The sequence below is a fragment of the Rhabdothermincola sediminis genome (genome assembly GCF_014805525.1).
In the GTDB taxonomy this organism is placed as follows: Bacteria; Actinomycetota; Acidimicrobiia; order Acidimicrobiales; family Acidimicrobilacustridaceae; genus Rhabdothermincola; species Rhabdothermincola sediminis.
Genome location: NZ_JACFSZ010000001.1, coordinates 1 through 24,458, shown reverse-complemented (window position 1 = coordinate 24,458; position 24,458 = coordinate 1). Strand labels below are relative to the sequence as shown.

Here is a 24,458-nt window from a genome sequence, read left to right as displayed (position 1 = left end):
CGCGAGGTCACGACCGCCAGCGCTCGGCCAGGTCGTACACGGGGTCGGTCATGAGCTCGACCAGCGGGATGTCGGTCAGCATGTCGTCACGGAAGGTCGGCTCCGTCTCCGTGACGGCGTCGCGCAGGGCCTGGTACCGACCGCGGTAGCCCTGCAGCACGGCTCGGAGCGTGGGCAACGGGAGCGACTCCACCAGCCGGACGTGCAGGAGCGTCAGGCCGGTCGGTTGGTTGTCCTTGACCTCCGGCACGATCACGACCGTGCGGCCGTCGCTACGGCCGCGGGCCAGCAGCACCATGCGCTCGGTGGCCACCCGGCGCTTGGTGCCCCGCAGGGCGGGGTTGTCGTCGGTGCGGCTGCGCAGCTCGCGCCCGAGCCCGCCCCGATCGACGACCACGATGGTCGCCGCGTCGTCGCCGTCGTCGACCCGACCGCTGATCGAGTAGCGGGTGTAGCCGAGCACCTCGTCGACCAGCGGCTCCAGCGCCGCCAGCGTGCGCAGGTTGCTGTAGCTGAGCCGGTCGCGTGGCGCACCGGCGTTCAGGACGCTTCGCACGAGCGGCACCTGCAACAGGGTCTCATCGGATCGGCTGATGCCCACGGTCACCGTCTTCGCCTGATGCTTGATGGCATCGATCGGGCGGGTGAGCTCGTCGATCGCCCGGGTCAACGCGGCGAGCAGGTCCTCGATGACCACGCTCGGCGTGCCCACCTTCCCGTACTCGGCCTGGTAGGCCTCCAGGGGGACCGTGCCGAGCGCGAACCGCAGCAGCGAGGCGAGCCGTACCCCGGTGCTGGCCTCGAGGTGGCCGTCGTAGTCCCCGGCCCGCAGCCCGTCGTAGAAACGCCCGGCTAGCGGCTCGAGCGCGGGGGCGATGGACTCGAGCAGGCTGGCCGGATCGGTTCCCGCGGAGGAGAGGGTCGTCTCGATCACGGCTCGGGCCTCCCGCAGCGGCCTCGCTTGCGCGTCGATCGCCAGGGCGGCCTCGTAGCCGAACAGGTGCCCGGCCATGGCCGATAGCACGAACGCCAGGCCGGGATGGGTCTGCGGCACGAGGATCGCGTGCAACGCGGCACCGAAGCGCTCGTCGCCTTCGCTGGCGATCACCACCGGCGCCGCCTTGTGGGCCCGGAAGATGGCGACTTCCTTGGCCACGTCATCCGCGGTGGAGCCATTGAGGCCGGCGGCGCACACGACGATCAGCGGCTCGGAGGAGAGGTCGATGTGCTTCTTGTCCTCGGTGGCGTCACAGGCGATCGACTTGTAGCAGAGCTCGGAGAGCTTGATCCGCACCTCGTACGCGGCGATGCGGTTCACGCCGTTGCCGACGATGGCCCAGTACCTCCGGCTGGGAGCGAGCTGCTGCGCGGCGAGAGCGATCGCCGGACGTAGCTCGAGCGTGCGCTCCATGGCTTCGGGCAGGGCGCGCAGCGCCCGGAGCAGCTCCTGACGGTCGGGTTGCGGGGGAAGGCCGAGCTCGTCGGCGATGGCGACGGCCAGGAGGAAGCAGGCCGCGATCTGGGAGTAGAAGGCCTTGGTCGACGCCACGCTCATCTCGACGTCGCGACCGTCGGAGGTGTAGAGCACCCCGTCGGCCTTGTCGGTGAGGTCGCTGTTGCGCCGGTTGACGATGGCGATCACCGACGCGCCACGAGCCCGCACCAGGTCGACCGTGCGGTTCGTGTCCGTGGTGGTGCCCGACTGGCTGATGGCCACGACCAGCGTGTCGGACATGTCGTTGCGCAGGTCGAAGCCCGACAGCTCGGTGGCCAGCAGCGGCGCGACCTGCAGCGGTGCATCGGGAGCCACGACGGCGAGCGCAGCCGCGAGGCTGTGGCCCGCACCCGCGGCGGTTCCCTGCCCGACGACCAGCACCCGCCGGATCACCCGGTCACGGAGCTTGCGGCGGATGTCGGCGGGCAGCGCGTCGTCGCTCAGCCGCACCCCGAGGCCGGGCTCGCCGCCGTCCGGGTGGGTCTCGACGAGCTTGCCTCGCAAGGTCTTGCGGAACGACGACGGGGACTCGGAGATCTCCTTCAGCAGGTAGTGCGGGAAGGCACCCCGGTCGATGTCCCGGGTGGTGATCTGGGCCACCGACAGCTCCGCGGGATCCACCGGCAGAGGCGTGCCGTCGTAGGACCAGCGCTCGATGCCCTCCAGTGCCCCCGCGAGCGCGCCCCGGAGCCGGATGACCTGTCCGCGCGACGCCGGGTTGCCGGGGTCGGCCGGGCTCTCCCCGTCCATCCGGAGGTACGTGTCGGTCTCTTCCACCACCCCGTACGGCTCGCTCGCCACGATGAAGGCGTCCTCGGCCAGCCCGACGTAGAGGGCCTGGCCGCTGCCCCGCAACGCCAGCAGGAGATCGCGCGGAGCGATCGCTGCCTGGGCTGCGATGGCGACCGATCCCTCGAGACGGTTGACGGTGGAGCGGAACGCCTCCACCAGGTCGACCTGGCGGGCCAGCTGGCGGGAGACCAGTGTGGGGATCACCTTCGCATCGGTGGTGATCTCCGGCGCGATACGCAGCCCGTCAGCCGCCTTGAGGTCGGCGAAGTTGTCGACGTCACCGTTCAGCACACCCGTCACGTACGGGCCGCTCTCGCCATCGACCTCGTCGGAGCTGAGGGGATGCGCGTTGGGCTGGGAGATGATGCCGACGCTCGCCCACCGCGTGTGCCCCATCACCACCGCCTCGGCAGTGGGCGAGTCGAGGGCCCGGCGAAGCAGGTCATCGGCCCGTAGCGACTGGCGCAGGGCACGGGTGTTGTCGCCGAGCTCGCCAATCTCGGCCGCGGCCTTGTAGACGAAGCCCAGAAGCTCGCCGGAGACCCGGACCGCACCGGCGGCGAACAGCGGGTCGGCAGCCCGCTGCTCGATGGCGGCCCGTACCGCGGGCGACGACAGGTCGAGCCCATGACCACGGACCAGCACGTGCACCCCGGCCGAGTCACGACCACGGACCTCGAGGCGATCCAGCGCGGAGAGTGCCTGCTGGATCGACGTGTACACCGCCAACGCGGCCAGCCCCGCGTCCGGGCCGGCAAGGTCGTCGACGGCTCGCGCCGTACGGAGCCGATCCCGCTCCACGGCCCAGCACGCGTCCTTCAGGCGAATCAGCGCCGCACTCGCGGCGTCGACCTCCGCTGGTGAGCGGCCTACGGCCCGGCCCTCGTCGAGCGCCGCTTCGATCCTGCCGATCTGGGCGCTGACCCCCGACATCATGAGGTCGAGGTGACCGAGCAGGTTCCGATCCCGGATCAGCGCCATCACGCCGGGCACGCCCCGCAGCATGCGGTCAGCCGCCTGCATCCGCTCGGCGGCCTCGTCGAGCGAGCCCGCCGGCCCGCCCCGAACGACGTCGTCGAGGATGGCGGGGACCGGATCGAGCAGCTCGGTCAGCTCGGCAGCGGAAGGGGGCGTCCGCTCGCCGACGCGGCGGACGACGGCGATGATCCCGCACATAGAGGCGCCAGTCTACGTCCGGGCCGTCCGCTCGACCGCGGCGACGAGGCGCCGCGCGGCCTCCTCTGCCACGCCTCGGTCGTCGGCCTCCACCATCACCCGTACCAGCGGCTCGGTACCGCTCGGCCGGACCAGCACCCGCCCACGTTCACCCAGTGCCGCCTCGACGGCGGCGACCTCGTCGGCGACCGCCTCGATGATCGCCGGGTCGCGCCGGGCCACCCGCACGTTGCGCAGGACCTGCGGCAGGGTGGTCATGACCTCCGCCGCCAGGCTCGAGAGCGGCCGGCGGGCACGCGCGACCACGTCGAGCAGGTGGACACCGGTCAGGATCCCGTCACCGGTGGTGGCCAGATCGCGGAAGATGACGTGGCCCGACTGCTCGCCGCCGAGCGCGAAGCCCCCGGCCTCGAGCGCCTCCAGCACGTAACGGTCACCGACCTGGGTCTCGACCACCTCGATGCCGTGCTCGCGCATGGCGAGGCGCAAGCCCAGGTTCGACATCACGGTGACCACGACCGTGTCGTGGCGGAGCCGCCCCCGCTCACGCAGGTCGATGGCGCACAGGGCGATGAGGTGGTCACCGTCGACCAGCTCCCCCAGCTCATCGACCGCCAGAACCCGATCGGCATCGCCGTCGAAGGCCAGCCCGGCGTCGGCGCCGGCGGCGATCACGGCCTTGCGGAGGTCCTCCGGATGGGTCGATCCACACCCCGCGTTGATGTTGCGCCCGTCGGGTCGTGCGTGGATCACCGTCACCGAAGCGCCGAGCCGCTCGAACACCCGCGGTGCGAGCCCGGAGGCGGCGCCGTTCGCGCAGTCGAGGACCACCGACAGCCCCTCGAGGGTCCGACCTTCCAGCGCGTTCACAAGGGTCAGCTCGTAGCGCTCGAGATCCTCCGTACCCTCGCGAAGCGGCGGTGCCTGTCCCCTGGCGGGCTCAGGTGAGCTGGCGAGGATGCGGTCGAGCTCTCCTTCGAGGAGCTCTTCCTCGGCGTCACTGAGCTTGAGTCCGCCAGCAGCGAAGAACTTGACCCCGTTGTCGTGGTACGGGTTGTGGGAGGCGGAGATCATCGCCGCGGGTACCAGGCGCGCGGCTGCGATCCAGGCCACCGCAGGCGTGGGTGCGATGCCGACCAGCTCCACCCCGACCGCCTCGGCGGCGAGCCCTTCCACGAGCGCCTGCTCGATGCGCGAACCGGAGATCCGCGGGTCGCGCCCGATCACGAAACGACGGTCGGTGGCACCGCGAAGCTCGCCCGCCAGCACCCGGCCGGCCGCACGCCCGAGGGCCCGAACGAGATCGTCGTTCAGCTCGTCGGCATGGCCCCGAACGCCATCGGTCCCGAAGCGCAGGGTCATGCCCGCAGGTCAGCGCTTGGAGTACTGCGGTGCCTTGCGAGCCTTCTTGAGGCCGTACTTCTTGCTCTCCTTCTCGCGGGCATCGCGAGTGAGGAAGCCGGCACGCTTCAGCTCGGTGCGCAGATCAGGATCGAGCCCGGCGAGCGCCCGAGCGATGCCGAGACGCAGCGCGCCCGCCTGCCCCGACACTCCTCCGCCGGTGATGGTCGCGTCGACGTCGTAGACCTCGGCGGTGTTGGTCAGCCGGAGCGGCTCGGACAGGATCATCCGGTGGGTCTCCGAGGGGAAGAACTCGGTGACCGGCCGGTCGTTGACCGTGATCTGCCCCGACCCCGTACGCACCCGCACGCGGGCAACCGCTCGCTTGCGCCGGCCGGTCGACTGGATGAGTGGTTTGGGCATGCTCGTCGACTCCGTTGCTAACTGGTTCAGCGAGCCCGTGCGTGCTCGAGAGCGAGAGGCCGGGGCTGCTGCGCGGCGTGCGGATGGGTGGGGCCGGCATAGACCTTGAGCTTGCGAAGCATCTGGCGGCCGAGGCGAGTCTTCGGGAGCATGCCGCGCACCGCTCGTCGTACCGCTTCCTCCGGGCGCTTGGCGAGCAGCTCGCCGTAGCTCTGCGACCGCAGCCCACCCGGGTAGCCCGAGTGCCGGTGGACGAGCACCTTGTCGGCCTTGTTGGAGGTCAGCACGACCTTGTCCGCGTTCACGACGATTACGTGATCACCGGTGTCGAGGTGCGGGGCGAAGGTGGGCTTGTGCTTGCCCCGGAGGATCCGTGCCACCTCGCTGGCGACCCGTCCGAGGACCAGGCCCTCCGCGTCGATGACGTGCCAAGACCGCTCGATCTCGCTGGCTTTCGGGGAGTACGTGCGCACGCGCCGGCACCTTCTGGTCTGGAACGACAGGATCGTCGGGACGGACTCGTCTGCCTCGCGCACCGCAGGTGCTCCCGAGGCGACCTACAACGATAGGAGGGCGGCCGACGCCGAGCAACTCGGGTGCCGGAGGCCCGGCGACCTCAGTCCGGGTAGCGGAGGTGCACCGCCGCCTCGGGTAGACAGATCTGCACCGTGATCGTCTCCTCCAGGTAGAGCGACACCGTGTCCCGGTCGTGGGACAGGTAGCCGATCGAGAAGTCCTGACCGGTGACGATCTTGAAGTCCCCACCGCGGATGCTCATCACGACAGCACCGTCGACCGCCTGGGCACGCACCACGGGCCCACCCAGGATCAGGCGCAGGTGCTCGAGGACGGGGTAGCCCCCCATCTCCGACTCCTCGATGACCCCCGTGTAGCAGCGGGGGCCAAGCGCAATGGCGAACGGCCCATCGACGCCCACGTCCTGCAGTCGGGCCATGGCCTGGGCGACGTAGCGCGGATACCGCTCGTAATCGGTGGTGATCGGCACCGGCTCCAGCGGTGTGGCCCCCACCAGGCCCTGGACACCTCCTGCCGGGAAGCCGTGGAAGACCAGCTCGTCCTCGGCGAGCGCGGCCCGTTTCGCGGCCTCGCGCACGCTATCGAGGTCCGCGTCGCACGAGCCCCGATCGATCGCTTCGAGCTCGCGACGCGAAACCTCGAAGGTCGTGCGCAGCTCCAGCATCGGCTGGGATCGCCGGGCGCCCGCGCTGACCGCACCGCCTTGGAGGCTGCCGAGGGCATCGACCCGCCCGGTCGGTTCCCCTATGTGGTCCCAGCCCTTCGGTCCCTCGAAATCGAGCAGCCGTCGACCGGCGAGGAAGTGCTTGAGGGTGGTCGCCGCCTCCCGGTCGATCTCCTCCCACGCCCGCTCGGAGATCGGCGCGACCTCACGCAACAGGTGGTTCATCGAACGCTCACTCCCCTTTCAGGCTTCCGATGCCGAGGCTGCCGTCAGGAGGCGGTCCTCCGCCAGGCCCAGGGCTCGCGGCCTGCCCACCGCTCTCGCCGTGCTCGCCGCTCTGGCCGTGCTCGGCCTGCTGCTCGCGCTCGGTGATCGATCCTTCGGTGAACAGGTAGGTGCGGAGATGACGGTCGAGGACCGGGTCGTGACGGCGCAGCCACTCGAGGGTCATCGCCGCGTGCTCCTTCTCCTCGTCCCGGTTGTGCCCGAGCACTGCCGCCAGCGACTCGTCGCTCGTGGCCCGCACCCGCTGGTCGTACCAGTCGACCGCCTCGAGCTCCTCCATGATCGACACGATCGCCCGGTGACGATCGCGCACGTCCTCGTCGAGCAGCTCGACGGGCTCGTGATATCCCTCGCTCGACATGTGGCTCGCTCGCCTCTCTCTCGCCATCGCACGGACGGTGCTCGGCCGGGATGACCAGCGAGCAACCTCGCTCGAGCCTACCCAGGATGAGTCAGTACGTGACCCTCCAGAGACACAGGCCCTGCGGCGGCGCGACCGGGCCGGCGAGCGAACGGTCGCGCCCCCTGAGGATGCCTGCGACCTCCCCGGCACGCTTCCGACCCAACCCCACGTCGACGAGGGTGCCGACGATGCTGCGCACCATCTGGTGACAGAACGCGGTGGCCTCGATGGTGAACCGCAGGACGCCGTCGCCCTCGTCGTCCCAGCGCGCGTCGATGACCCGGCGGACGAGCGACGGGCCAGGATCGCCGTCGTCCTCGGTGCCGATCATCCGGTCCTTCGGCCGCCGGCAGAACGAGCTGAAGTCGTGCTCGCCGATCAGCGGGTCGCAACCGAGCCGCATCGCGGCGACATCGAGGGGCTGATCGACCCACCAGGAGGTGGCGGCGAGGAAGGGATCGGGCACCGGACGGTTCACGATCGTGTAGCGGTACGTGCGCGAGCGAGCCGAGAACCGGGCGTCGAAGTCGGGCGGCGCCACCGCGGCCTCCCGAACCACGATGGTGCCACCGCAGAGCTTGTTGATCGACCGTTGCAGGGCCCCCAGGTCGAGACCCGCGGCCGGAGCGTCGAAGGAGACGACCTGCCCCCAGGCGTGCACGCCCCGATCCGTGCGACCCGCGCCCGTCAGTTCGACCGGATGCCGCAGGACCCGCTCGATGGTGCGTTGCAGGGTGCCCGCCACGGTTGCTACGCCGGGATTGGCGGCGAACCCGTGGTAGGGCGACCCGTCGTAGGCCACGACGAGCCGCACGCGCACCAGATCCGGGTCGTCATCGCCAGGTTGGTGCTCGACCCCCGTGCCGAGGTCGTCGTCGAAGAGGGTCATGTCCTGCCGCTCCCGCCCCGAGGACCGATCGGCAGGCAGGGATGGCCCCCGGGTCGTCAGACCAGCTCGATGCGCGCCATCGGCGCGTTGTCACCGTGGCGTGGACCGAGCTTGAGGATCCGGGTGTAGCCGCCGGGGCGCTCCGTGTAGCGCGGGGCGATGTCATCGAACAGCTTCGACGCCATCTCCTTGTCGCGCAGGAACGCCACCACCTGGCGGTGATTGTGCAGACCACCCTTCTTGGCCTTGGTGATGAGCTTCTCCGCGATCGGGCGGAGGGCCTTGGCCTTGGCCTCGGTGGTGACGATCGCCTCCGCGGCGAACAGCGACGCGGCCAGGTTGGCCATCATGGCCTTCTGGTGCGCGGCGTCACCGCCGAAGCGGCGTGACTTGCGTGGCGTGGCTGGCATCGCAGTTCCGTTCCCGTCAGTCCCGGTGCTTGAGCGACAGGCCCCGCTCGTCGAGCTTCTGGATCACCTCGTCGAGCGACTTCTGGCCGAAGTTCGTGATGGCGAGCAGGTCGTCCTCGGTCTTCTCCAGCAGCTCGCCGATGGTGTTGACCTGCGCTCGCTTGAGGCAGTTGCGGGGCCGCTCGGAGAGGTCGAGGTCCTCGATGGGCAGCTCGAGGTCGGGCGAACCGGCGGCGGTCACGCCGACCTCACCGAGCTCGAGACCTTGGGGCTCCTCGCTCATCTCCGCCACGAGCTGGACCAGGGACTGCAGGGTGGCACCCGCAGAGGCCAGCGCGTCGCGGGGAGTGATGGACCCGTCAGTCTCGATGTCGAGCACCAGCCGGTCGTACTCGGTGGATTGCTCCACCCGGGTGGGCTCGACCGCGAACGTCACCCGCCGCACCGGCGAGAAGATGGAATCGACCGGGATCACACCGATGGTGTTCGAGGTCTTGTTCCGCTCGGCCGACACGTACCCCACGCCCTTCTCGACGGTGATGTCGATGGCCAGCCGCCCGTTCTCGTTGATCGTGGCGATGGGCAGCTCGGGGTTGAGGATCTCCACGTCTGCGTTCGGCGTGATGTCCGCGGCGGTGACGTCGGCCGGGCCGCGCACGTCGAGGCGCAGCGTGACCGGTTCGTCGGAGAACACCCGCAGGACCAGGTCCTTCAGGTTGAGGATGATGTCCGTGACATCTTCCGTGACGCCCTTGATGGTGTCGAACTCGTGGAGCGCGTCGTCGAAGCGGACCTGGGTCACCGCCGCGCCGGGGATCGACGACAGCAGCGTACGACGGAGCGAGTTGCCGATGGTGTGGCCGAAGCCCGGCTCGAGGGGGCCGATGGCGAAGAGCTGACGGTTGCCTTCCGGCTCACCGAGCGCTTCGACCTTGGGACGCTGCATGACCAGCATGTGCTTCTACCTCTACCTCTGTGGTGGCGATGTGGACTCGGCCGGGGCCTACTTCGAATAGAGCTCGACGATGAGCTGCTCGCGCACCGGGACGTCGATCTGCTCCCGGCGGGGCAGGTCGAGCACCGTGACCGCGAACCCGTCGTCGCTCGACTCCAACCAGGCCGGAGGGGTGCGATCGAGCACGTCGCGGTTCCACTGCACGACCACCATCTGACGGGCCTTGTCGCGCAGCGTGATGAGGTCGCCCTTGCGGACCCGGTAGCTCGGGATCGTCACCCGCTTGCCGTTGACCGAGACGTGCCCGTGACCGACGAACTGGCGGGCCTGGGGGCGGGTCGCCGCCCAGCCGGCGCGGTAGACGACGTTGTCGAGGCGCAGCTCGAGGAAGCGGAGCATGTTCTCGCCGGTGACGCCTTCCTTGCGGTTGGCTTCCTCGTAGAGGTTGCGGAACTGCTTCTCCGAGAGGCCGTAGGTGAAGCGGGCCTTCTGCTTCTCCTGGAGCTGGAGGAGGTACTCCGACACGTTGCCCCGGCGGCGGGTCCTCCCGTGCTCGCCCGGAGGGTACGGGCGCTTCTCGAGCGCGACCGTCTCACCCTTGGTGCCCCAGATGTTGGTGCCCAGGCGGCGGGAGACCCGTGCCTTCGGACCGGTGTAGCGCGCCACGTCAGACCCTCCGCCGCTTCGGGGGACGGCAACCGTTGTGCGGCACCGGCGTCACATCCTTGATGCCGGTGACCTCGATGCCCGCGTTCTGGATGGACCGGATGGCGGTTTCGCGGCCCGACCCCGGACCCTTCACCAGCACGTCGACCTTGCGCACGCCGTGCTCCATCGCCCGGCGGGCACAGGCCTCGGCCGCCATCTGCGCGGCGTACGGGGTGCTCTTGCGGGAGCCCTTGAAGCCCACGTTGCCAGCGCTGGCCCACGCCAGGACGTTGCCTTCCTGATCGGTGATGCTGACGATCGTGTTGTTGAACGAGCTCTTGATGTGCGCCACCCCGTAGGCGACGTTCTTGCGTTCCTTGCGGCGGGGGCGGCGCCCGCCCGAGCTTGGCTTGGCCATGGTTCCTCCCCTGCCTACTTCTTGGCCTTCTTCTTGCCGGCGACGGTCTTCTTCGGCCCCTTCCGAGTACGGGCGTTGGTCTGGGTGCGCTGGCCTCGCACCGGCAGGCCTCGGCGATGCCGGAGGCCCTGGTAGCAGCCGATCTCCATCTTGCGCTTGATGTCCTGATCGACCTCGCGGCGCAGGTCGCCCTCCACCTTGACGTTCTGGTCGATGAAGGTACGGATGCGGGCCACCTCCTCGTCGGTGAGGTTGTGGACCCGGGTGTCGGGGCTGATGCCAGTGGCCTCGCAGATCTGCTGCGAGGTACGCCGGCCGATGCCGTAGATGTAGGTCAGCGAGACCTCGAGCCGTTTTTCGCGGGGGATGTCGACGCCTGCGATCCGGGCCATCGCTCAGCCCTGCCGCTGCTTGTGGCGCGGGTTCTCGCAGATGACCTGCACCCGCCCGTGACGGCGGATCACCTTGCACTTCTCGCAGATCTTCTTGACGCTCGGTCGCACTTTCATCTCTCGCCTGATTCCTCGTTTCGGTGGCTCAGGTTCACCGGGTCGGACATCCCCCGGCGGGTCCGGGCCTCTGTCCGGACTCTCACTTGTCGGCTGGTCGGTGGGTCGGCGGTCACTTGTAGCGGTAGGTGATGCGCCCGCGGGTGAGGTCGTAGGGGGTCAGCTCCACCTGGACGCGATCGCCGGGAAGGATCCGGATGTAGTGCATGCGCATCTTCCCGGAGATGTGGGCCAGCACCGTGTGGCCATTGTCGAGCTCCACCCGGAACATGGCGTTGGGGAGCGGCTCGACAACCGTCCCTTCGAGGACGATCGCGTCTTCCTTGGGCTTGGCCAGTGTGGGTCCTCCTGCAGGGCGGTGGATGGTCGGAGCGCGCGAAGGCGCCTCAGAGCCGAACGAAAACCCTAGCGTCAGGGCCCCAGCACCTCCAACTCCGCTCGCCGTGGGCCCGGCCGCGGGCGCGGGAGCCTTCAAGGCAGGGTGAGGATCTCCGGGCCATGATCGGTGATGGCGATGGTGTGCTCGGCGTGGGCGGCGAGCGATCCGTCGGCGGTGGTCACCGTCCACCCGTCCCGGGCCAGCTTCGTCTCGGGCCTGCCGGCGGTGACCATGGGCTCCACGGCGAAGACGTTGCCCACCCGGAGCTTCGGCCCGGTGCCCCTCCTGCCGTAGTTGGGCACCTCGGGCTTTTCGTGCATGGCCGTGCCGATGGCATGGCCGACGTAGTCGCGCACCACCGAGAAGCCGGCCCGCTCCACCACGGTTTGCACTGCGTGGCCGATGTCGCCGATACGGTTGCCGTCCATCATCTGCTCGATGCCGGCGCGCAGCGACTCCTCCGTGACGTCGATCAGTCGCTGGGCCTCCTGACTGATCGCCCCCACCCCGGTGGTGAACGCCGCGTCGCCGTGCCAGCCCTGCACGACCGCCCCGCAGTCGATCGAGACGATGTCGCCCTCCCGGAGCCGCTGGTCGCCCGGGATGCCGTGGACCACGGTGTCGTTCACCGACGCGCAGATGACCCCCGGGAACGGGGGATATCCGTAGCCGAGGAAGTTCGACCTGGCCCCACGCCGCTCGATCACCTCCCGGGCGATCTCGTCGAGCCGGCGAGTGGTCACCCCCGGCTTGATGGCCTCCCGGATGCAGGCATGCATCTCCGCCACCACCCGGCCCGCCTTGCGCATGATCGCGATCTCGCTCGCTGAGCGCCGCACCCCTTCCGCTCCGGCTCAGCGGCGCTCGGCGAGCCGGGCCTCGACCGCCGCGATCAGCCGCTCGGCCACTTCATCAGGGGTGCCGACCCCGTCGACGGTGACCAGGAGCCCCTTGGTGTCGAACCAGTGCACGGCCGGGATGGTCTCCGCCTGATAGGTGGCGAGCCGGGCGGCGACCGCGTCGGAGGTGTCATCGGGTCGCTGCACCACCTCCCCACCGCAGGTGTCGCAGGTCCAGTTCGTCGACGGCGGCTCGGCGACGGAGTAGATGCGGCCACATCCCTTGCACACCCGGCGGCTCGAGATGCGTTCGATCACGACCTCTTCCGGCACCTCGAGGTTGACCGCCACGTCCACCTCGGTGATGCCGAGGAGCGCCTCGGCCTGGCCGAGCGTGCGGGGGAAGCCGTCGAGGAGGAAGCCGTGCTCGAGAACGTCCGGCTGCGCCAGGCGCTCCTCGACCACCCCGAGCATCACCTCGTCGGGGAGCAGCCGGCCGGCATCCATGTAGCCCTTGGCCTCGAGCCCGATGGGCGTGCCGGCGGCTGCGGCTTCGCGCAGCATGTCACCGGTGGAGATGTGCGGCGCGTCGAAGTGCGCTGCGAGGCGAGCCGACTGCGTGCCCTTCCCGGCCCCCTGTCGGCCGAAGACGACGAGGCGCACCACTATTTCAGGAAGCCTTCGTAGTTGCGCATCATGAGCTGGCTGTCGATCTGCTTCATGGTCTCCAGCGCCACGCCCACCGCTATGAGGATCGAGATGCCCGAGAACGACACCGTGCTGCCGGGCAGGAAGGAGGTGAGCAGCAACGACGGCACGAGCGCCACCGCTGCGATGAACAGGGCACCCGGCAGGGTGATGCGCGACAGGATCTTGGCCAAGTACCGCTCGGTCTGGGGGCCGGGCCGGATGCCGGGGATGAACCCACCCTGCTTGCGCAACGTGTCGGCCTGCTTCACAGGGTCGAAGGTGATGGCGGTGTAGAAGTACGCGAAGCCGATGATCAGCAGGCCGAAGATCAGCACGTGCAGCGGGGCGTTGGGCTTCACCAGGTGGTCGCTGATGAACTGCTGCACGGTCTGACCCCAGCTCCCCTGTTCGGAGGGCAGCAGCCCCGCGATGAGCTGCGGGAGGTAGAGCACGGAGCTGGCGAAGATGATGGGGATGACGCCTGACTGGTTGACCTTCAGCGGGATGTAGGTGCTCTGACCGCCGTACATGCGGCGACCGACGACCCGCTTGGCGAACTGCACCGGGATGCGGCGCTGTCCCTGCTCGACGAACACGATGGCTACCAGGAGCACCATGAAGGCGGCGATCGTGACCACCAGTGCACCCCAGCCGCCGTTGGCCTTGATCTGCCCACCCTGGGAGGGCAGCGTCGAGACCACCGAGGCGAAGATGAGCAACGACATGCCGTTGCCGATCCCCCGCTGGGTGATGAGCTCACCCATCCACATCAACAGCGCAGTGCCCGCGGTCAGGGTGAGCACGATGAGCATCACCCGCGGCGGACCGAAGTCGGGGATGAGGTCGAGACCGGTGGTGTTCTGTACCCGACCGAAACCCCCACCGCCGTTGTGGAAAAGGTAGCTGAACCCGGTGGCCTGCATGGCGGCGATGCCCATGGTCACGTAGCGGGTCCATTGCGTGATCTTCCGTTGCCCGACCGCGCCCTGGTTCTGCCACTGCTCGAGCTTCGGGATCACCACCGCCAGGATCTGCATGATGATCGAGGCGGTGATGTAAGGCATGATGCCGAGCGCGAACAGCGACATCTGGGTCAGCGCGCCGCCCGAGAAGAGCTGCAGGAACGACAGCACGCCACCCTCCTCGGCTTGCTGCCGCAAGGTCCGCATGGCGCTGACGTCGATCCCCGGCACCGGCAGGTAGGCGCCGATGCGGTAGAGGAGGATCATGAGCAAGGTGAAGAGGATCTTGTTGCGCAGATCCTCGACCTTGAACAGGTTCTTCAGGTTGGCGAGCACGATGTCGTTCTCCCGGAACCGGCGACCGGCCAGCCCCTAGCGGTTCGTGAGGTGGTTGCCCTTCGCCGGCGGGCGGCGGTCGCCCCACGGCAGCGGGATGCGCTCAACGCTACCTCCTGCCCCGGTGATGGCCGCTTCCGCCGATCTGGAGAAGGCGTGCGCCTTCACCTGGACAGCCCGGTTGAGCTGGCCCCGGCCGAGGACCTTCACCAGCGCGCCCTTGTGGATCAGGCCCCGCTCGTGCAGCACGTCAGGATCGACCTGGTCCAGGCCCGACTCCTCGATGGTGTCGAGGTTGACGGCCTGGTACTCGACCCGGAACGGGTTCTTGAAGCCCTTCAGCTTGGGCACCCGCATGTGCAGCGGCAGCTGACCGCCTTCGAAGCCGACGGGGATCGTGTCGCGGGCCCCCTGGCCCTTCGTCCCGCGGCCCGCGGTCTTGCCGCCCTTGCCGGCGATGCCCCGGCCGACCCGCTTGCGGCGCCGGTTGGAGCCCGGTGCGGGCTTGAGGTCGTGGATCTTCACGTTGCATCTCCTGCGGTCTCGGCGACCTCCTCGACCTGCACCAGATGGGGGACCCGGGCGATCATCCCCCGGATCTCGGGCCGGTCCGGGAGGACGTGGCTCTTGCCGATGCGACCGAGGCCCAGCGCGCGCAGGGTGCCGCGGTGCTTGGGCTTGGTGCCGATCGACGACTTGACCTGGGTGACCTTGAGCGCCATCACGACACCTCGTCAGGCACGTGGGGACCCCGCTGGGTCTCCTTGTACGCGTTCAGCAGGCCCGCGGGGACGAACTCCTCGGGGCTCAGCCCCCGGAGGCGAGCGATCTCGTCGGGGCGCTTGAGTGCCCGGAGACCGGCGATCGTCGCCCGAGCCACGTTGATGTGGTTCGACGAGCCGAGGGACTTGCAGAGCACGTCGTGGATGCCGGCTTCCTCCAGGATGGCGCGGGCGGCCCCACCGGCGATCACCCCGGTACCGGGAGCAGCCGGCTGGATGAGCACCCGCCCGGCGCCCATCTCGCCGATCACGGGATGGGTGATCGTCGTGCCCGCCAGCGGGACGGCGAAGAGGTTCTTGCGGGCCTCCTCGGTGCCCTTCTGGATCGCCAGAGGCACCTCCTTGGCCTTGCCGTAACCCAGGCCGACGCGACCGGCGCCGTCGCCCACCACGACCAGCGCGGTGAACGAGAACCGGCGGCCGCCCTTGACCACCTTGGCGACCCGGTTGATGTTGATGACTCGGGACTCGCGCAGCGGCGGCGCCTCGGCATCGTTGTACGCGGGGGTGTTGAGGGCCATCAGAACTCCAGTCCGGCTTCTCGAGCGGCATCCGCGACGGCGGCGACGCGCCCGTGGTAGAGGAACCCGCCTCGATCGAAGACCACCTTGTCGACCCCGGCGGCCTTGGCTCGCTCGGCCACCAGCCGGCCGACGGCCGCCGCAGCCACCTTGTTCCCGGTGCCGGCGCCGCGCAGCTCGGGCTCGAGCGTCGACGCAGCCGCGAGCGTGCGCCCGGCGACATCGTCGATCACCTGGGCGCTGATGTGGCGGTTCGAGCGGAACACGGCGAGGCGCGGCCGGGCCGCGGTTCCCCGCACCTGCTTGCGCACCCGGCGGTGACGACGGATGCGCGCTTCGCGCTTCTGCTTGGCGCTCGTGCTCATCACTTCGCAGCCTTTCCGGCCTTGCGCAAGATGCGCTCGTCGCGGTACTTGACGCCCTTGCCCTTGTAGGGCTCGGGCTTGCGGATGGCGCGGATGTTCGCAGCCACCTGGCCGACCGTCTCCTTGTCGATGCCGTGTACCACCACATGGGTCGGCGTCGGCACCTCGAAGGTGACTCCGTCGGGGGCCTCGACGCTGACGGGATGACTGAAGCCGAGCGCGAGCTCGAGCGTCGTCGGCCCCTTCGCCGTGGCCCGGTAGCCGACCCCGACGATGTCGAGGTCCTTGCGGAACCCATCGGTCACGCCCACGACCATGTTGTTCACCAGCGAACGGGTGAGACCGTGCAGCGCACGGTTCTGCCGCTCGTCGTCGGGCCGCTCCACGATGAGCTGGCCGTCGTCCTGGCGAACCGTGATCGTGGGTGGCAGGTCGCGCTCGAGTGTGCCCTTCGGCCCCTTCACGGTGATGTGCCCACCCTCGATGACGACATCGACACCGTTCGGCAGTGGGATGGGGGAACGTCCGACTCGTGACATCTCTCGCCTACCAGACGTAGCAGAGGACCTCGCCGCCCATGCGGCGCTTGCGCGCCTCACGGTCGGTCATCAGGCCCTGACTCGTGGACAGGACGGCCACACCGAGCCCCCCGAGCACCCGGGGGATCTTGTCGGCTTTGGTGTAGACCCGCAGCCCCGGCTTGGACACCCGGCGCACCCCGGAGATCACCCGCTCGCGCTCGGGTGAGTACTTCATGAACACCGTCAGCGTGCTGCCCGGCCGGTCCGGGTTGCTGTCGATCCGGTAGCCGCTGATGTAGCCCTCCTTCTCGAGGACCGCGGCCAGCGCCTCCTTCAGCTTCGAGGACGGCATGCGAACCTCGTCGTGCATCGCCACGTTCGCATTGCGGATGCGGGTGAGCATGTCGGCGATCGGGTCGGTCATCGTCATCGCGCCATACCTCCCCTCACCAGCTCGCCTTCTTGAGGCCCGGGATCTCGCCTTGGTGGGCGAGCTCACGAAGGCACACACGACACAGCTTGAACTTCCGGTACACCGAATGCGGCCGTCCGCACCGCTGGCAACGTGTGTAGGCGCGCACCTTGAACTTGGGGGTGCGCTTCGCCTTCTCGATCAGTGCCTTCTTCGCCATGGCTTACTGCTGCCCTTCACGCTTGAACGGGAAGCCGAGCGCCTCGAGCAGAGCGCGACCCTCGGCATCGGTACGGGCGGTGGTGACGATCGTGATGTCCATGCCCCTGGTCGTATCGACGGTGTCGTAATCGATCTCGGGGAAGATCAACTGCTCGGTCACGCCGAAGGTGTAGTTGCCGTGACCGTCGAAGGAGGTGCGCGGCAAGCCCCGGAAGTCGCGGATGCGGGGCACCGCGATGCTGACCAGGCGGTCGAAGAACTCCCACATCCGGTCGCCGCGCAAGGTGACCTTGACCCCGATGGCATTGCCCTCACGCAGCTTGAAGCCGGCGATCGACTTCTTGGCCTTCGTGACCACCGGCTTCTGACCGGTGATGACCTCGAGGTCGCGTACGGCGCCCTCGATAAGCGACTGTTGCTGCAACGCCTTGCCGACGCCCATGTTGAGGACGATCTTCTCGAGGCGCGGGACCTCCATGATGTTCCGGAGACCGAGCTGCTCCTTGAGTCTCGGCCGCAGCTCCTCGTTGTAACGACGCTTGTAGCGCGGCATCTCCGTGACCACCGTGCTCATCAGAGATCACCTCCGCACTTGCGGCAGATCCGGACCTTCGTACCGTCGCCTTCGAAGCGGTAGCCCACGCGGGTCGGCTTGCCACAGGCCGCGCAGAGGATCGCCACGCTCGACACGTGAATGGGCATCTCCTTGTCGATGATCCCGCCCTGCTGGATGGCACGCGTGGGCTTCTGGTGCTTCTTCGCGACGTTGACCCCGTCGACGATCACCCGGTCCTCGGCGGGGAAGGCGAACGTCACCGTGCCCTCCTTGCCGCGGTCCTTGCCCTGCAGCACGACCACCCGATCGCCCTTGCGGATCTTCATCACAGGACCTCCGGCGCGAGCGAGACGATGCGCATGAACTTCTTGTCCCGCAGCTCCCGACCCACCGGCCCGAAGATGCGGGTGCCCCGAGGCTGCATCTGGTCGTTGATGAGCACGGCGGCGTTCTCGTCGAAGCGGATGTACGAGCCGTCGGGGCGCCGCTTCTCCTTCTTGACCCGGACGACGACGCACTTGACGACGTCGCCCTTCTTCACCGCCGCGCCGGGGATGGCGTCCTTGACCGTGGCCACGAAGACGTCGCCGATGGACGCGTAGCGGCGCTTGGAGCCGCCGAGCACCTTGATGCAGAGCACTTCCTTGGCCCCGCTGTTGTCGGCGACGCGCAGTCGGGATTCCTGCTGGATCATCGGGCCCGCTCCAGTACCTCGACCAGGCGCCAGCGCTTGAGCTTGGAGAGCGGACGGGTCTCCGCCACCCGGACCCGGTCGCCGACGTTGAGGTCGTTCGCCTCGTCGTGGACGTACAGGCGGGAGGTGCGTTGCACCGTCTTGGGATAGCGGGGATGACGCTTGCGATCGACGACCTCGACGACCACCGTCTTGTCCATCTTGTTCGAGACGACCAGTCCCTCGCGGACCTTGCGCGGATTGGGCCGCGTCGTCGATTGCGTCCCGGTGTCGACCATCAGGCCTTCTCCTCGTGTCGCGCCAGCGCCTCTGCGGCGGCGATCTCCCGTGCCCGCAGTTCGGTCATGATCCTGGCCACGTCCTTCTTCACCTGTCCCAGGCGGGCGTGGTTCTCGAGCTGGCCCGTGACGTGCTGGAAGCGGAGGTTGAACAGCTCCTGCTTCGTCTCGGCCAGGCGTTCGAGCAGCTCGCCGTCGTTGAGGTCCCGTAGGGCAGTGGCTCGGGCATCGGCCATCAGAGCGCCTCCTCCCGTGCGATGAATCGAGCCTTGATGGGCAGCTTCTGGATCGCCCGTTCGATCGCGGCCCGGGCGATCTGCGGATCGCTGTAGGAAAGCTCGAAGAGCACCCGGCCGGGCTTGACCACAGCCACCCACTTCTCGGGGTTCCCCTTGCCCGACCCCATACGGGTCTCCGCAGGCTTCTGCGTGATGGGCTTGTCAGGGAAGACGTTGATCCAGACCTTGCCGCCTCGGCGGACGTGACGCGTCATCGCGATACGAGCAGCCTCGATCTGGCGAGCGGTGATCCAGCCCGGCTCCAGGGCCTGGATGCCGTAGTCGCCGAAGGTGATGGTGGTGCCACCCTTGGCCTGGCCCTTGAGCCGGCCCCGCTGGTGCTTGCGGTGCTTGACCTTCCTCGGCATCAACATGATCAATCACCGTCCCCGGGGCGGAAGTGTGGGGTCTCGTGGTGCTCGCGCACCGAGCGCTCGATCTCCTCCTCCTCGGCGAGGAGCCGCTCCAGCTCGGGGTCGGCCTCCTTGATGAGCGGCGCAGCTTCCTCGGCCTCGACCTCCTCCGGGAAGGGAGCCTCGCCGGCCGGCTTGCGCCGGGCGGCGGCCGACGAGGACACGACCTTGCGCGGGCGGGCCTGCCCGGACGTCTCGCCGACGGCCATCGCCGCCTCGCGGGTGATCTTGTCCTCCAGGACGCTGCGGTAGGGGAGGATGTCGCCCTTGTAGATCCAGACCTTGACCCCGATGCGGCCGTAGGTGGTCTTGGCCTCGCGGAACCCGTAGTCGATGTCGGCCCGCAGCGTGTGGAGCGGCACACGGCCCTCCCGGTACCACTCCGTGCGGGCCATCTCCGATCCGCCGAGCCGTCCCGAGCACTGGACCCTGATGCCGAGCGCTCCGGCCTTCTGCGCGTTCTGCACCGCGCGCTTCATCGCCCGGCGGAACGCGACGCGCCCGGCCAGCTGATCGGCGACACCCTGGGCGATCAGCGCGGCGTCGAGCTCGGGCTGCTTGATCTCCTGGATGTTGAGCTGGATCTTGTTGTTGCCGGTGATCTTCGCCAAACCGGCCCGGAGTCGATCGGCCTCCGCTCCACGGCGCCCGATCACGATGCCCGGTCGAGCAGTGTGGACGTCGACCCGGAGCCGGTCACGGGTGCGCTCCACCTCGATGCGGCTGATCGCGGCGTGCGGGAGCTGCGTCATGAGGTAGTCGCGGATCTTCCAGTCCTCGATGACGAACCCCGCGTAGTCACCGCGGTCGGCGAACCAGCGCGACTTCCAGTCGGTGGTGATGCCGAGGCGGAACCCGTATGGGTTGACCTTCTGGCCCATCAGTCCTCTTCCTTCCCGTTCCCCTCGGCTACCTCAACGGCCTCCTCGCCGGTCGGCTCCGCCTCGTGCGCGGCCGTCACCTCGGCGCCGACCTCGGCCCCCTCCACTTCGGGGGGCGGAGCGACCTCCTGGGCGTGCTCGTGCTCGTCGTGATCATGGTCGTGCTCTTCCTCCGCGGCGCGCTTGTCGGCCTTGGCCTGGCGGCTGCGCGCCACCCGCTCGCGGCGCGCCTCGGCTGCAGCCCGGTTGCCACGCGCCCGCCCGCTCGTCGCCTCGCGCTCGCGCAACGCCTGGAGCTCCTCCGCGGAGAGGCGGCTCACGATGACCGTGATGTGGGATGTGCGCTTGCGGATGCGACCGGCCCGTCCGCGGGCCCGGGGGCGGAAGCGCTTGAGGGTCGGCCCCTCGTCGGCGAAGCACGCGGACACGTACAGCTCGTCGGCCGGGATGCCATTGTTGTGCTCCGCGTTGGCGATCGCCGACTCCAGGGTCTTGAGGATCAGCCTCGCCGCGTCGCGCTCGGAGAACTCGAGGATCTCGAGGGCCCGGCCGACGTGCTGGCCGCGGATGAGGTCGAGCACCTGGCGAGCCTTGTACGGCGAGACCCGGATGTAGCGAGCCTGGGCGCGCACACCCGGTCGTTCGTTCGTCTTGACGCCGAAGGCCATCAGCGGCGCCCCTTCTTCTCTTGGCCGGCGTGGTACTTGAACGTCCGGGTCGGGGCGAACTCGCCGAGCTTGTGACCGACCATCGACTCGGTGATGTACACGGGAACGTGCTTACGCCCGTCGTGCACCGCGATGGTGTGGCCCACCATCTCGGGGATGATCGTCGAGCGGCGCGACCACGTCTTGATGACGCGCTTCTCGCCCTTCTCGTTGAGATCATCGACCTTCTTCAGCAGGTGGTCGTCGACGAACGGGCCCTTCTTGAGGCTGCGAGGCATGACGGACTCCCCTTACCGCCGCGACCCGCGGGTACGGCGGCGACGGACGATGAGCTTCTGCGACGGCTTGTTCTTGTTTCGGGTGCGACCCTCTGGCTTGCCCCATGGCGAGACCGGGTGCCGGCCGCCGGAGGTCTTGCCCTCGCCACCGCCGTGCGGGTGGTCAACCGGGTTCATGGCTACGCCTCGGGTCTGGGGGCGGACCCCCTTCCACCGATTCCGGCCGGCCTTGCCCACCTTGACGAGCTCCGCCTCGGCATTGCCGACCTCCCCGACCGTCGCCCGGCAATCGATCGGCACGCGGCGCATCTCGGTGCTCGGCAGGCGCAGGGTGGCGTGCTCGCCCTCCTTGGCCACGAGCTGCACGCTGGTGCCGGCGCTGCGGGCCATCCGCCCACCACCACCGGGCTTGAGCTCGACGTTGTGCACGGTGGTACCCACCGGGATGTAGCGCAACGGCAGCGCATTGCCCGGACGGATCTCCGACCCCTGCCCGCTCTGGAGCACGTCGCCCACGGTCACGTCCTTCGGGGCGAGGATGTAGGCCTTCTCACCGTCGTAGTAGTGGAGAAGCAGGATGCGGCAGTTCCGGTTGGGGTCGTACTCGATCGCCGCCACCTTCGCCGGCACCCCGTCCTTGGTGCGCCGGAAGTCGACGATGCGGTACCGCTGCTTGTGACCGCCGCCGCGATGGCGGGCGGTCTTGCGCCCGTAGCTGTTCCGCCCGCCAGTCTTGGTCTTGGGCGCGAGCAAGGTGCGCTCCGGCTTCTTCTTCGTGATGTCGGAGAAGTCGGAGACCGTCTGGAACCGGCGGCCCGGGCTGGTCGGCTTGCGCTTGCGAAGTGCCATGTCCCCTAACCCTCGAACAGGTCGATGCGGTCACCCTCGGCGAGAGTGACGAAAGCCCGCTTCGTGTCGGATCGCTTGCCGAAGGTCCAGCTGCGCCGGTTGCGCTTGCGCTTGCCACGACGGTTCAGCGTGTTCACCTTGACCACTCGTACATCGAAGATCGCCTCCACGGCGTCGGAGATCTCCGGCTTGCTCGCCTCCGGGTGCACCCGGAACGTGTAGACGTTCCGCTCCAGCAGCGCGTAGGACTTCTCGCTGACGATCGGCTCGATGATCACGTCGCGCGGGTCTTTCACTTCTGATCCTCCGTCTCACCCGCGGTCTGGTTGAACGAGAACGTGCCCTTGCCTGGCATCCCGGACTCCTCCGGAGCCGGCGATGTCCCGCCGACTGCACCCTGCGGTTCGCTCCCACCGGCCGCGCCGCTCTCGGTCCTGGCCGCCTTCGCCCGCAACCGCTCCTCCCGCTCGGCTCGATCGAGCGCTGCCTTGAAGCGCGGATCGGTCTTGTCGCTCACGCTCTTCACCCGCTCCGTCGGGTCGAGCAGCTCCGAGCGGTCCTCGGGATCAGGCGTGGGGCGGCTCGGCAAGTCGGTCGCCATGTTCATCCATCCCCTCCCGGGAGGGTGGCACGGGTGAACACGACGTAGTCGTTCGCAAGCACGTCGTACGCGTTCAGCTCACGGGCCTCGATGACCTGCACGTGGGGCAGGTTCCGGAAGCTCTTCGCCGCCAGGACGTCGCGGTCGGTGTCACCGAGAACGACCAGCACCCGGCCGTCGAGGCCCAGGGCTCGCAGCGCATCGGCAGCCTCGCGGGTGCGGGGCACCTCGAAGGCCCACTCGTCGACCACGATCACCTTGCCGTCGGCGGCGCGATCGGACAGGGCGGAGCGGAGCGCGAGGCGGATCATCTTCTTCGGTGTGCGCTGTGCGTACGTGCGGGGCTTCGGGCCGAGGGCCACCCCGCCGCCCTTCCACTGGGGAGCGCGGATCGAACCCTGCCGTGCCCGCCCGGTGCCCTTCTGCTTCCAGGGCTTCGCTCCACCACCCCGGACCTCGGCCCGGGTCTTGGTGCTCTGGGTGCCGGCTCGACGGGCGGCGAGCTGCGCCGTGACCACCTGGTGCATCACCGGCACGTTGGGCTCGATGCCGAACACCTCCTCGGCCAGCTCGACCGATCCGGCCTCGGCACCGATCTGTGTCCTGACCTTCAGCGTGGGCATCACGCACCGCCCTTCGCGGTCGACTTGACGGCGTCCCGCACGATCACCGTCCCACCCTTCGGCCCGGGCACCGCCCCCCGAACCAGCAGCAGCCCACGCTCCGCATCGGCCTCGACCACCCGGAGGTTCAAGGTGGTGGTCTTGCGGCCACCCATCCGACCGGCCATGCGGGTCCCCCGGAAGACGCGCGCCGGGGTGGCACAGGCCCCGATCGAGCCGGGGGCGCGATGGATCCGGTGGGCACCGTGCGAGGCCTTCTGGCCGGCGAAGCCGTGCCGCTTCATCACCCCCGCGAAGCCCTTGCCCCTGCTCACGGCGGTGACGTCCACCAGCTCGCCGGCCTCGAGGACGTCGACGGCGATCTCCTGGCCGACCTCGTAGCCGCTCACGTCATCGAGCCGCAGCTCGACGAGTGCCCGGCCGGGGCTGACCCCCGCCTTGTCGAAGTGACCGCGCTCGGGCCGGTTGAGCTTGCGCGGGTCCCGCTCGCCGAAGGTCACCTGGAGCGCGCTGTACCCGTCCCGCTCGGGAGTCTTGACCTGCACCACCCGCAGCGGCGTGACCCGCAGCACGGTGACGGGCACGACGCGGTTGTCGTCGTCCCACACCTGTGTCATGCCGACCTTCTCGCCGACAACTGCCTTGTTCGCCATGGCGGCAACGATCTTTCTCTGCTCACGCGAACGCTCCGCTCGGGGAGACCCCGGCGGAGCGCCTGGTTCGGTTGTGCTGTGGGGTACCCGCCCCGGGCCGGGACGGGCCGTCACAGACGTCAGTTCGAACGACGGACCGGAACGTGCACGGGAACGGGCCCGGCACACGGAGCTGCCAGGATAGCGCCGGCCGCTCGGCCGGTCCAAGCCGGCCTGCGGGGGCAGGCCCGGATCGGAGAACGGGCCGACGAGTCCTAGGCCTGCTGGATCTTGATCTCGATGTCGACGCCCGCCGGCAGGTCGAGCCGTTGGAGCGAATCGACCGTCTTGGGTGAGGGGTCGAGGATGTCGAGGAGGCGCTTGTGGATCCGCATCTCGAAGTGCTCGCGGCTGTCCTTGTCCTTGTGCGGGCTGCGGATCACCGTGTAGCGGTGCTTCTCGGTGGGAAGCGGAACCGGCCCCCGCACGGTCGCGTTGGTGCGCACGACCGTCTCGACGATCTTCTTCGTCGACTGGTCGATGATCTCGTGGTCGTAGGCCTTCAGCCTGATTCGGATCTTCTGCTTGTCGGCCATCGCGGCTACCGGCTCGCTTCCGTGTTCGCTACTTGATGATCTTCGTGACCCGACCCGCGCCCACCGTGCGACCACCCTCACGGATCGCGAAACGCAAGCCCTCCTCCATCGCGATCGGATGAATCAACTCCACCCGC

At 68.9% G+C, this 24,458-nt stretch carries 40 protein-coding genes; all 40 read right to left on the bottom strand.

Annotated elements, in window-relative coordinates:
- Positions 1-7: 7 nt before the first annotated feature.
- On the bottom strand, positions 8-3,463 hold the full coding sequence (locus HZF19_RS00200) for an SIS domain-containing protein (protein WP_235979049.1): 3,456 nt from the start codon (positions 3,461-3,463) through the stop codon (positions 8-10).
- 12 nt (positions 3,464-3,475) lie between these two features.
- The gene (gene glmM, locus HZF19_RS00195) at positions 3,476-4,825 is read right to left on the bottom strand and encodes a phosphoglucosamine mutase (protein ID WP_208026704.1); all 1,350 of its coding nucleotides are present in this window, start codon (positions 4,823-4,825) and stop codon (positions 3,476-3,478) included.
- Positions 4,826-4,834: 9 nt separating this feature from the next.
- Positions 4,835-5,227, bottom strand: coding sequence for a 30S ribosomal protein S9 (gene rpsI / locus HZF19_RS00190; protein WP_208026703.1), 393 nt, complete (start codon positions 5,225-5,227; stop codon positions 4,835-4,837).
- 26 nt (positions 5,228-5,253) lie between these two features.
- Positions 5,254-5,700, bottom strand: coding sequence for a 50S ribosomal protein L13 (gene rplM / locus HZF19_RS00185; RefSeq protein WP_208026702.1), 447 nt, complete (start codon positions 5,698-5,700; stop codon positions 5,254-5,256).
- A 143-nt stretch (positions 5,701-5,843) separates the two neighbouring features.
- Positions 5,844-6,653: a family 1 encapsulin nanocompartment shell protein gene (locus tag HZF19_RS00180; RefSeq protein ID WP_208026701.1), complete on the bottom strand. Its 810-nt coding sequence runs from the start codon at positions 6,651-6,653 to the stop codon at positions 5,844-5,846.
- A gap of 7 nt (positions 6,654-6,660) precedes the next feature.
- The gene (locus HZF19_RS00175) at positions 6,661-7,101 is read right to left on the bottom strand and encodes an encapsulin-associated ferritin-like protein (RefSeq protein WP_235979048.1); all 441 of its coding nucleotides are present in this window, start codon (positions 7,099-7,101) and stop codon (positions 6,661-6,663) included.
- A 64-nt stretch (positions 7,102-7,165) separates the two neighbouring features.
- The gene (gene truA, locus HZF19_RS00170) at positions 7,166-8,005 is read right to left on the bottom strand and encodes a tRNA pseudouridine(38-40) synthase TruA (protein WP_208026700.1); all 840 of its coding nucleotides are present in this window, start codon (positions 8,003-8,005) and stop codon (positions 7,166-7,168) included.
- A gap of 56 nt (positions 8,006-8,061) precedes the next feature.
- A complete protein-coding gene (gene rplQ, locus HZF19_RS00165) occupies positions 8,062-8,415 on the bottom strand; it encodes a 50S ribosomal protein L17 (protein ID WP_208026699.1) in 354 nt (117 codons plus the stop codon).
- A gap of 16 nt (positions 8,416-8,431) precedes the next feature.
- Positions 8,432-9,361, bottom strand: a complete 930-nt coding sequence (locus tag HZF19_RS00160; RefSeq protein WP_235979047.1) for a DNA-directed RNA polymerase subunit alpha — start codon at positions 9,359-9,361, stop codon at positions 8,432-8,434.
- A gap of 57 nt (positions 9,362-9,418) precedes the next feature.
- Positions 9,419-10,036, bottom strand: coding sequence for a 30S ribosomal protein S4 (gene rpsD / locus HZF19_RS00155; RefSeq protein ID WP_208026697.1), 618 nt, complete (start codon positions 10,034-10,036; stop codon positions 9,419-9,421).
- A gap of 1 nt (position 10,037) precedes the next feature.
- Complete coding sequence (rpsK, locus tag HZF19_RS00150; protein ID WP_208026696.1) at positions 10,038-10,436, bottom strand: 30S ribosomal protein S11; 399 nt, start codon at positions 10,434-10,436, stop codon at positions 10,038-10,040.
- A gap of 14 nt (positions 10,437-10,450) precedes the next feature.
- Positions 10,451-10,828 carry a 30S ribosomal protein S13 gene (rpsM, locus tag HZF19_RS00145; RefSeq protein WP_208026695.1) on the bottom strand — a complete coding sequence of 126 codons (378 nt, stop codon included), beginning with the start codon at positions 10,826-10,828 and terminating at the stop codon, positions 10,451-10,453.
- Positions 10,829-10,831: 3 nt separating this feature from the next.
- A complete protein-coding gene (rpmJ, locus tag HZF19_RS00140; RefSeq protein WP_208026694.1) occupies positions 10,832-10,945 on the bottom strand; it encodes a 50S ribosomal protein L36 in 114 nt (37 codons plus the stop codon).
- A gap of 112 nt (positions 10,946-11,057) precedes the next feature.
- Positions 11,058-11,282, bottom strand: a complete 225-nt coding sequence (infA, locus tag HZF19_RS00135) for a translation initiation factor IF-1 (RefSeq protein WP_208026963.1) — start codon at positions 11,280-11,282, stop codon at positions 11,058-11,060.
- 134 nt (positions 11,283-11,416) lie between these two features.
- A complete protein-coding gene (gene map / locus HZF19_RS00130; protein ID WP_208026693.1) occupies positions 11,417-12,163 on the bottom strand; it encodes a type I methionyl aminopeptidase in 747 nt (248 codons plus the stop codon).
- Positions 12,164-12,178: 15 nt separating this feature from the next.
- Positions 12,179-12,826 carry an adenylate kinase gene (locus HZF19_RS00125; protein WP_208026692.1) on the bottom strand — a complete coding sequence of 216 codons (648 nt, stop codon included), beginning with the start codon at positions 12,824-12,826 and terminating at the stop codon, positions 12,179-12,181.
- Between the two features lie 2 nt (positions 12,827-12,828).
- Positions 12,829-14,151 carry a preprotein translocase subunit SecY gene (secY, locus tag HZF19_RS00120; RefSeq protein ID WP_208026691.1) on the bottom strand — a complete coding sequence of 441 codons (1,323 nt, stop codon included), beginning with the start codon at positions 14,149-14,151 and terminating at the stop codon, positions 12,829-12,831.
- 36 nt (positions 14,152-14,187) lie between these two features.
- Complete coding sequence (rplO, locus tag HZF19_RS00115) at positions 14,188-14,676, bottom strand: 50S ribosomal protein L15 (RefSeq protein ID WP_208026690.1); 489 nt, start codon at positions 14,674-14,676, stop codon at positions 14,188-14,190.
- Positions 14,673-14,873: a 50S ribosomal protein L30 gene (gene rpmD, locus HZF19_RS00110; RefSeq protein WP_208026689.1), complete on the bottom strand. Its 201-nt coding sequence runs from the start codon at positions 14,871-14,873 to the stop codon at positions 14,673-14,675. The genes rplO and rpmD overlap by 4 nt, the downstream gene beginning before the upstream one ends.
- Positions 14,873-15,454 carry a 30S ribosomal protein S5 gene (gene rpsE, locus HZF19_RS00105; protein WP_208026688.1) on the bottom strand — a complete coding sequence of 194 codons (582 nt, stop codon included), beginning with the start codon at positions 15,452-15,454 and terminating at the stop codon, positions 14,873-14,875. The genes rpmD and rpsE overlap by 1 nt, the downstream gene beginning before the upstream one ends.
- Positions 15,454-15,819: a 50S ribosomal protein L18 gene (gene rplR, locus HZF19_RS00100; RefSeq protein ID WP_208026687.1), complete on the bottom strand. Its 366-nt coding sequence runs from the start codon at positions 15,817-15,819 to the stop codon at positions 15,454-15,456. The genes rpsE and rplR overlap by 1 nt, the downstream gene beginning before the upstream one ends.
- Positions 15,819-16,358 (bottom strand): 50S ribosomal protein L6, encoded by a 540-nt coding sequence (gene rplF, locus HZF19_RS00095; protein ID WP_208026686.1) that lies wholly within the window; start codon positions 16,356-16,358, stop codon positions 15,819-15,821. The genes rplR and rplF overlap by 1 nt, the downstream gene beginning before the upstream one ends.
- A 7-nt stretch (positions 16,359-16,365) precedes the next feature.
- A complete protein-coding gene (gene rpsH / locus HZF19_RS00090) occupies positions 16,366-16,770 on the bottom strand; it encodes a 30S ribosomal protein S8 (RefSeq protein ID WP_208026685.1) in 405 nt (134 codons plus the stop codon).
- Positions 16,771-16,786: 16 nt separating this feature from the next.
- A complete protein-coding gene (locus tag HZF19_RS00085; RefSeq protein ID WP_208026684.1) occupies positions 16,787-16,972 on the bottom strand; it encodes a type Z 30S ribosomal protein S14 in 186 nt (61 codons plus the stop codon).
- Positions 16,973-16,975: 3 nt separating this feature from the next.
- On the bottom strand, positions 16,976-17,548 hold the full coding sequence (rplE, locus tag HZF19_RS00080) for a 50S ribosomal protein L5 (RefSeq protein ID WP_372443420.1): 573 nt from the start codon (positions 17,546-17,548) through the stop codon (positions 16,976-16,978).
- Positions 17,548-17,856 (bottom strand): 50S ribosomal protein L24, encoded by a 309-nt coding sequence (gene rplX, locus HZF19_RS00075; protein ID WP_208026683.1) that lies wholly within the window; start codon positions 17,854-17,856, stop codon positions 17,548-17,550. The genes rplE and rplX overlap by 1 nt, the downstream gene beginning before the upstream one ends.
- Positions 17,856-18,224 (bottom strand): 50S ribosomal protein L14, encoded by a 369-nt coding sequence (gene rplN / locus HZF19_RS00070; protein WP_208026682.1) that lies wholly within the window; start codon positions 18,222-18,224, stop codon positions 17,856-17,858. Before rplN ends, rplX begins: the two co-directional genes overlap by 1 nt.
- Entirely contained in the window at positions 18,221-18,502 is a 282-nt protein-coding gene (rpsQ, locus tag HZF19_RS00065; RefSeq protein WP_208026681.1) for a 30S ribosomal protein S17, read from the bottom strand. The genes rplN and rpsQ overlap by 4 nt, the downstream gene beginning before the upstream one ends.
- Complete coding sequence (gene rpmC, locus HZF19_RS00060; protein WP_208026680.1) at positions 18,502-18,738, bottom strand: 50S ribosomal protein L29; 237 nt, start codon at positions 18,736-18,738, stop codon at positions 18,502-18,504. The genes rpsQ and rpmC overlap by 1 nt, the downstream gene beginning before the upstream one ends.
- Positions 18,738-19,154 (bottom strand): 50S ribosomal protein L16, encoded by a 417-nt coding sequence (gene rplP, locus HZF19_RS00055; protein ID WP_208026679.1) that lies wholly within the window; start codon positions 19,152-19,154, stop codon positions 18,738-18,740. Before rplP ends, rpmC begins: the two co-directional genes overlap by 1 nt.
- A 2-nt stretch (positions 19,155-19,156) precedes the next feature.
- Positions 19,157-20,074 carry a 30S ribosomal protein S3 gene (gene rpsC, locus HZF19_RS00050; RefSeq protein ID WP_208026678.1) on the bottom strand — a complete coding sequence of 306 codons (918 nt, stop codon included), beginning with the start codon at positions 20,072-20,074 and terminating at the stop codon, positions 19,157-19,159.
- The gene (gene rplV, locus HZF19_RS17330; protein ID WP_208026677.1) at positions 20,074-20,742 is read right to left on the bottom strand and encodes a 50S ribosomal protein L22; all 669 of its coding nucleotides are present in this window, start codon (positions 20,740-20,742) and stop codon (positions 20,074-20,076) included. The genes rpsC and rplV overlap by 1 nt, the downstream gene beginning before the upstream one ends.
- Positions 20,742-21,020 carry a 30S ribosomal protein S19 gene (rpsS, locus tag HZF19_RS00040; protein WP_208026676.1) on the bottom strand — a complete coding sequence of 93 codons (279 nt, stop codon included), beginning with the start codon at positions 21,018-21,020 and terminating at the stop codon, positions 20,742-20,744. The genes rplV and rpsS overlap by 1 nt, the downstream gene beginning before the upstream one ends.
- Positions 21,021-21,032: 12 nt before the next feature.
- Positions 21,033-21,869, bottom strand: a complete 837-nt coding sequence (gene rplB / locus HZF19_RS00035; protein WP_208026675.1) for a 50S ribosomal protein L2 — start codon at positions 21,867-21,869, stop codon at positions 21,033-21,035.
- 5 nt (positions 21,870-21,874) lie between these two features.
- Positions 21,875-22,165: a 50S ribosomal protein L23 gene (gene rplW / locus HZF19_RS00030; RefSeq protein ID WP_208026674.1), complete on the bottom strand. Its 291-nt coding sequence runs from the start codon at positions 22,163-22,165 to the stop codon at positions 21,875-21,877.
- On the bottom strand, positions 22,162-22,470 hold the full coding sequence (locus tag HZF19_RS00025; RefSeq protein ID WP_208026673.1) for a hypothetical protein: 309 nt from the start codon (positions 22,468-22,470) through the stop codon (positions 22,162-22,164). Before HZF19_RS00025 ends, rplW begins: the two co-directional genes overlap by 4 nt.
- Positions 22,471-22,472: 2 nt before the next feature.
- The gene (gene rplD, locus HZF19_RS00020) at positions 22,473-23,093 is read right to left on the bottom strand and encodes a 50S ribosomal protein L4 (RefSeq protein WP_208026672.1); all 621 of its coding nucleotides are present in this window, start codon (positions 23,091-23,093) and stop codon (positions 22,473-22,475) included.
- A complete protein-coding gene (rplC, locus tag HZF19_RS00015; protein WP_208026671.1) occupies positions 23,093-23,746 on the bottom strand; it encodes a 50S ribosomal protein L3 in 654 nt (217 codons plus the stop codon). The genes rplD and rplC overlap by 1 nt, the downstream gene beginning before the upstream one ends.
- Positions 23,747-24,000: 254 nt before the next feature.
- Complete coding sequence (gene rpsJ, locus HZF19_RS00010; protein WP_208026670.1) at positions 24,001-24,321, bottom strand: 30S ribosomal protein S10; 321 nt, start codon at positions 24,319-24,321, stop codon at positions 24,001-24,003.
- A gap of 28 nt (positions 24,322-24,349) precedes the next feature.
- Positions 24,350-24,458 (bottom strand): EF-Tu C-terminal domain-related protein (locus HZF19_RS00005; RefSeq protein WP_208026961.1); only part of this gene is annotated, 109 nt, incomplete at its 5' end.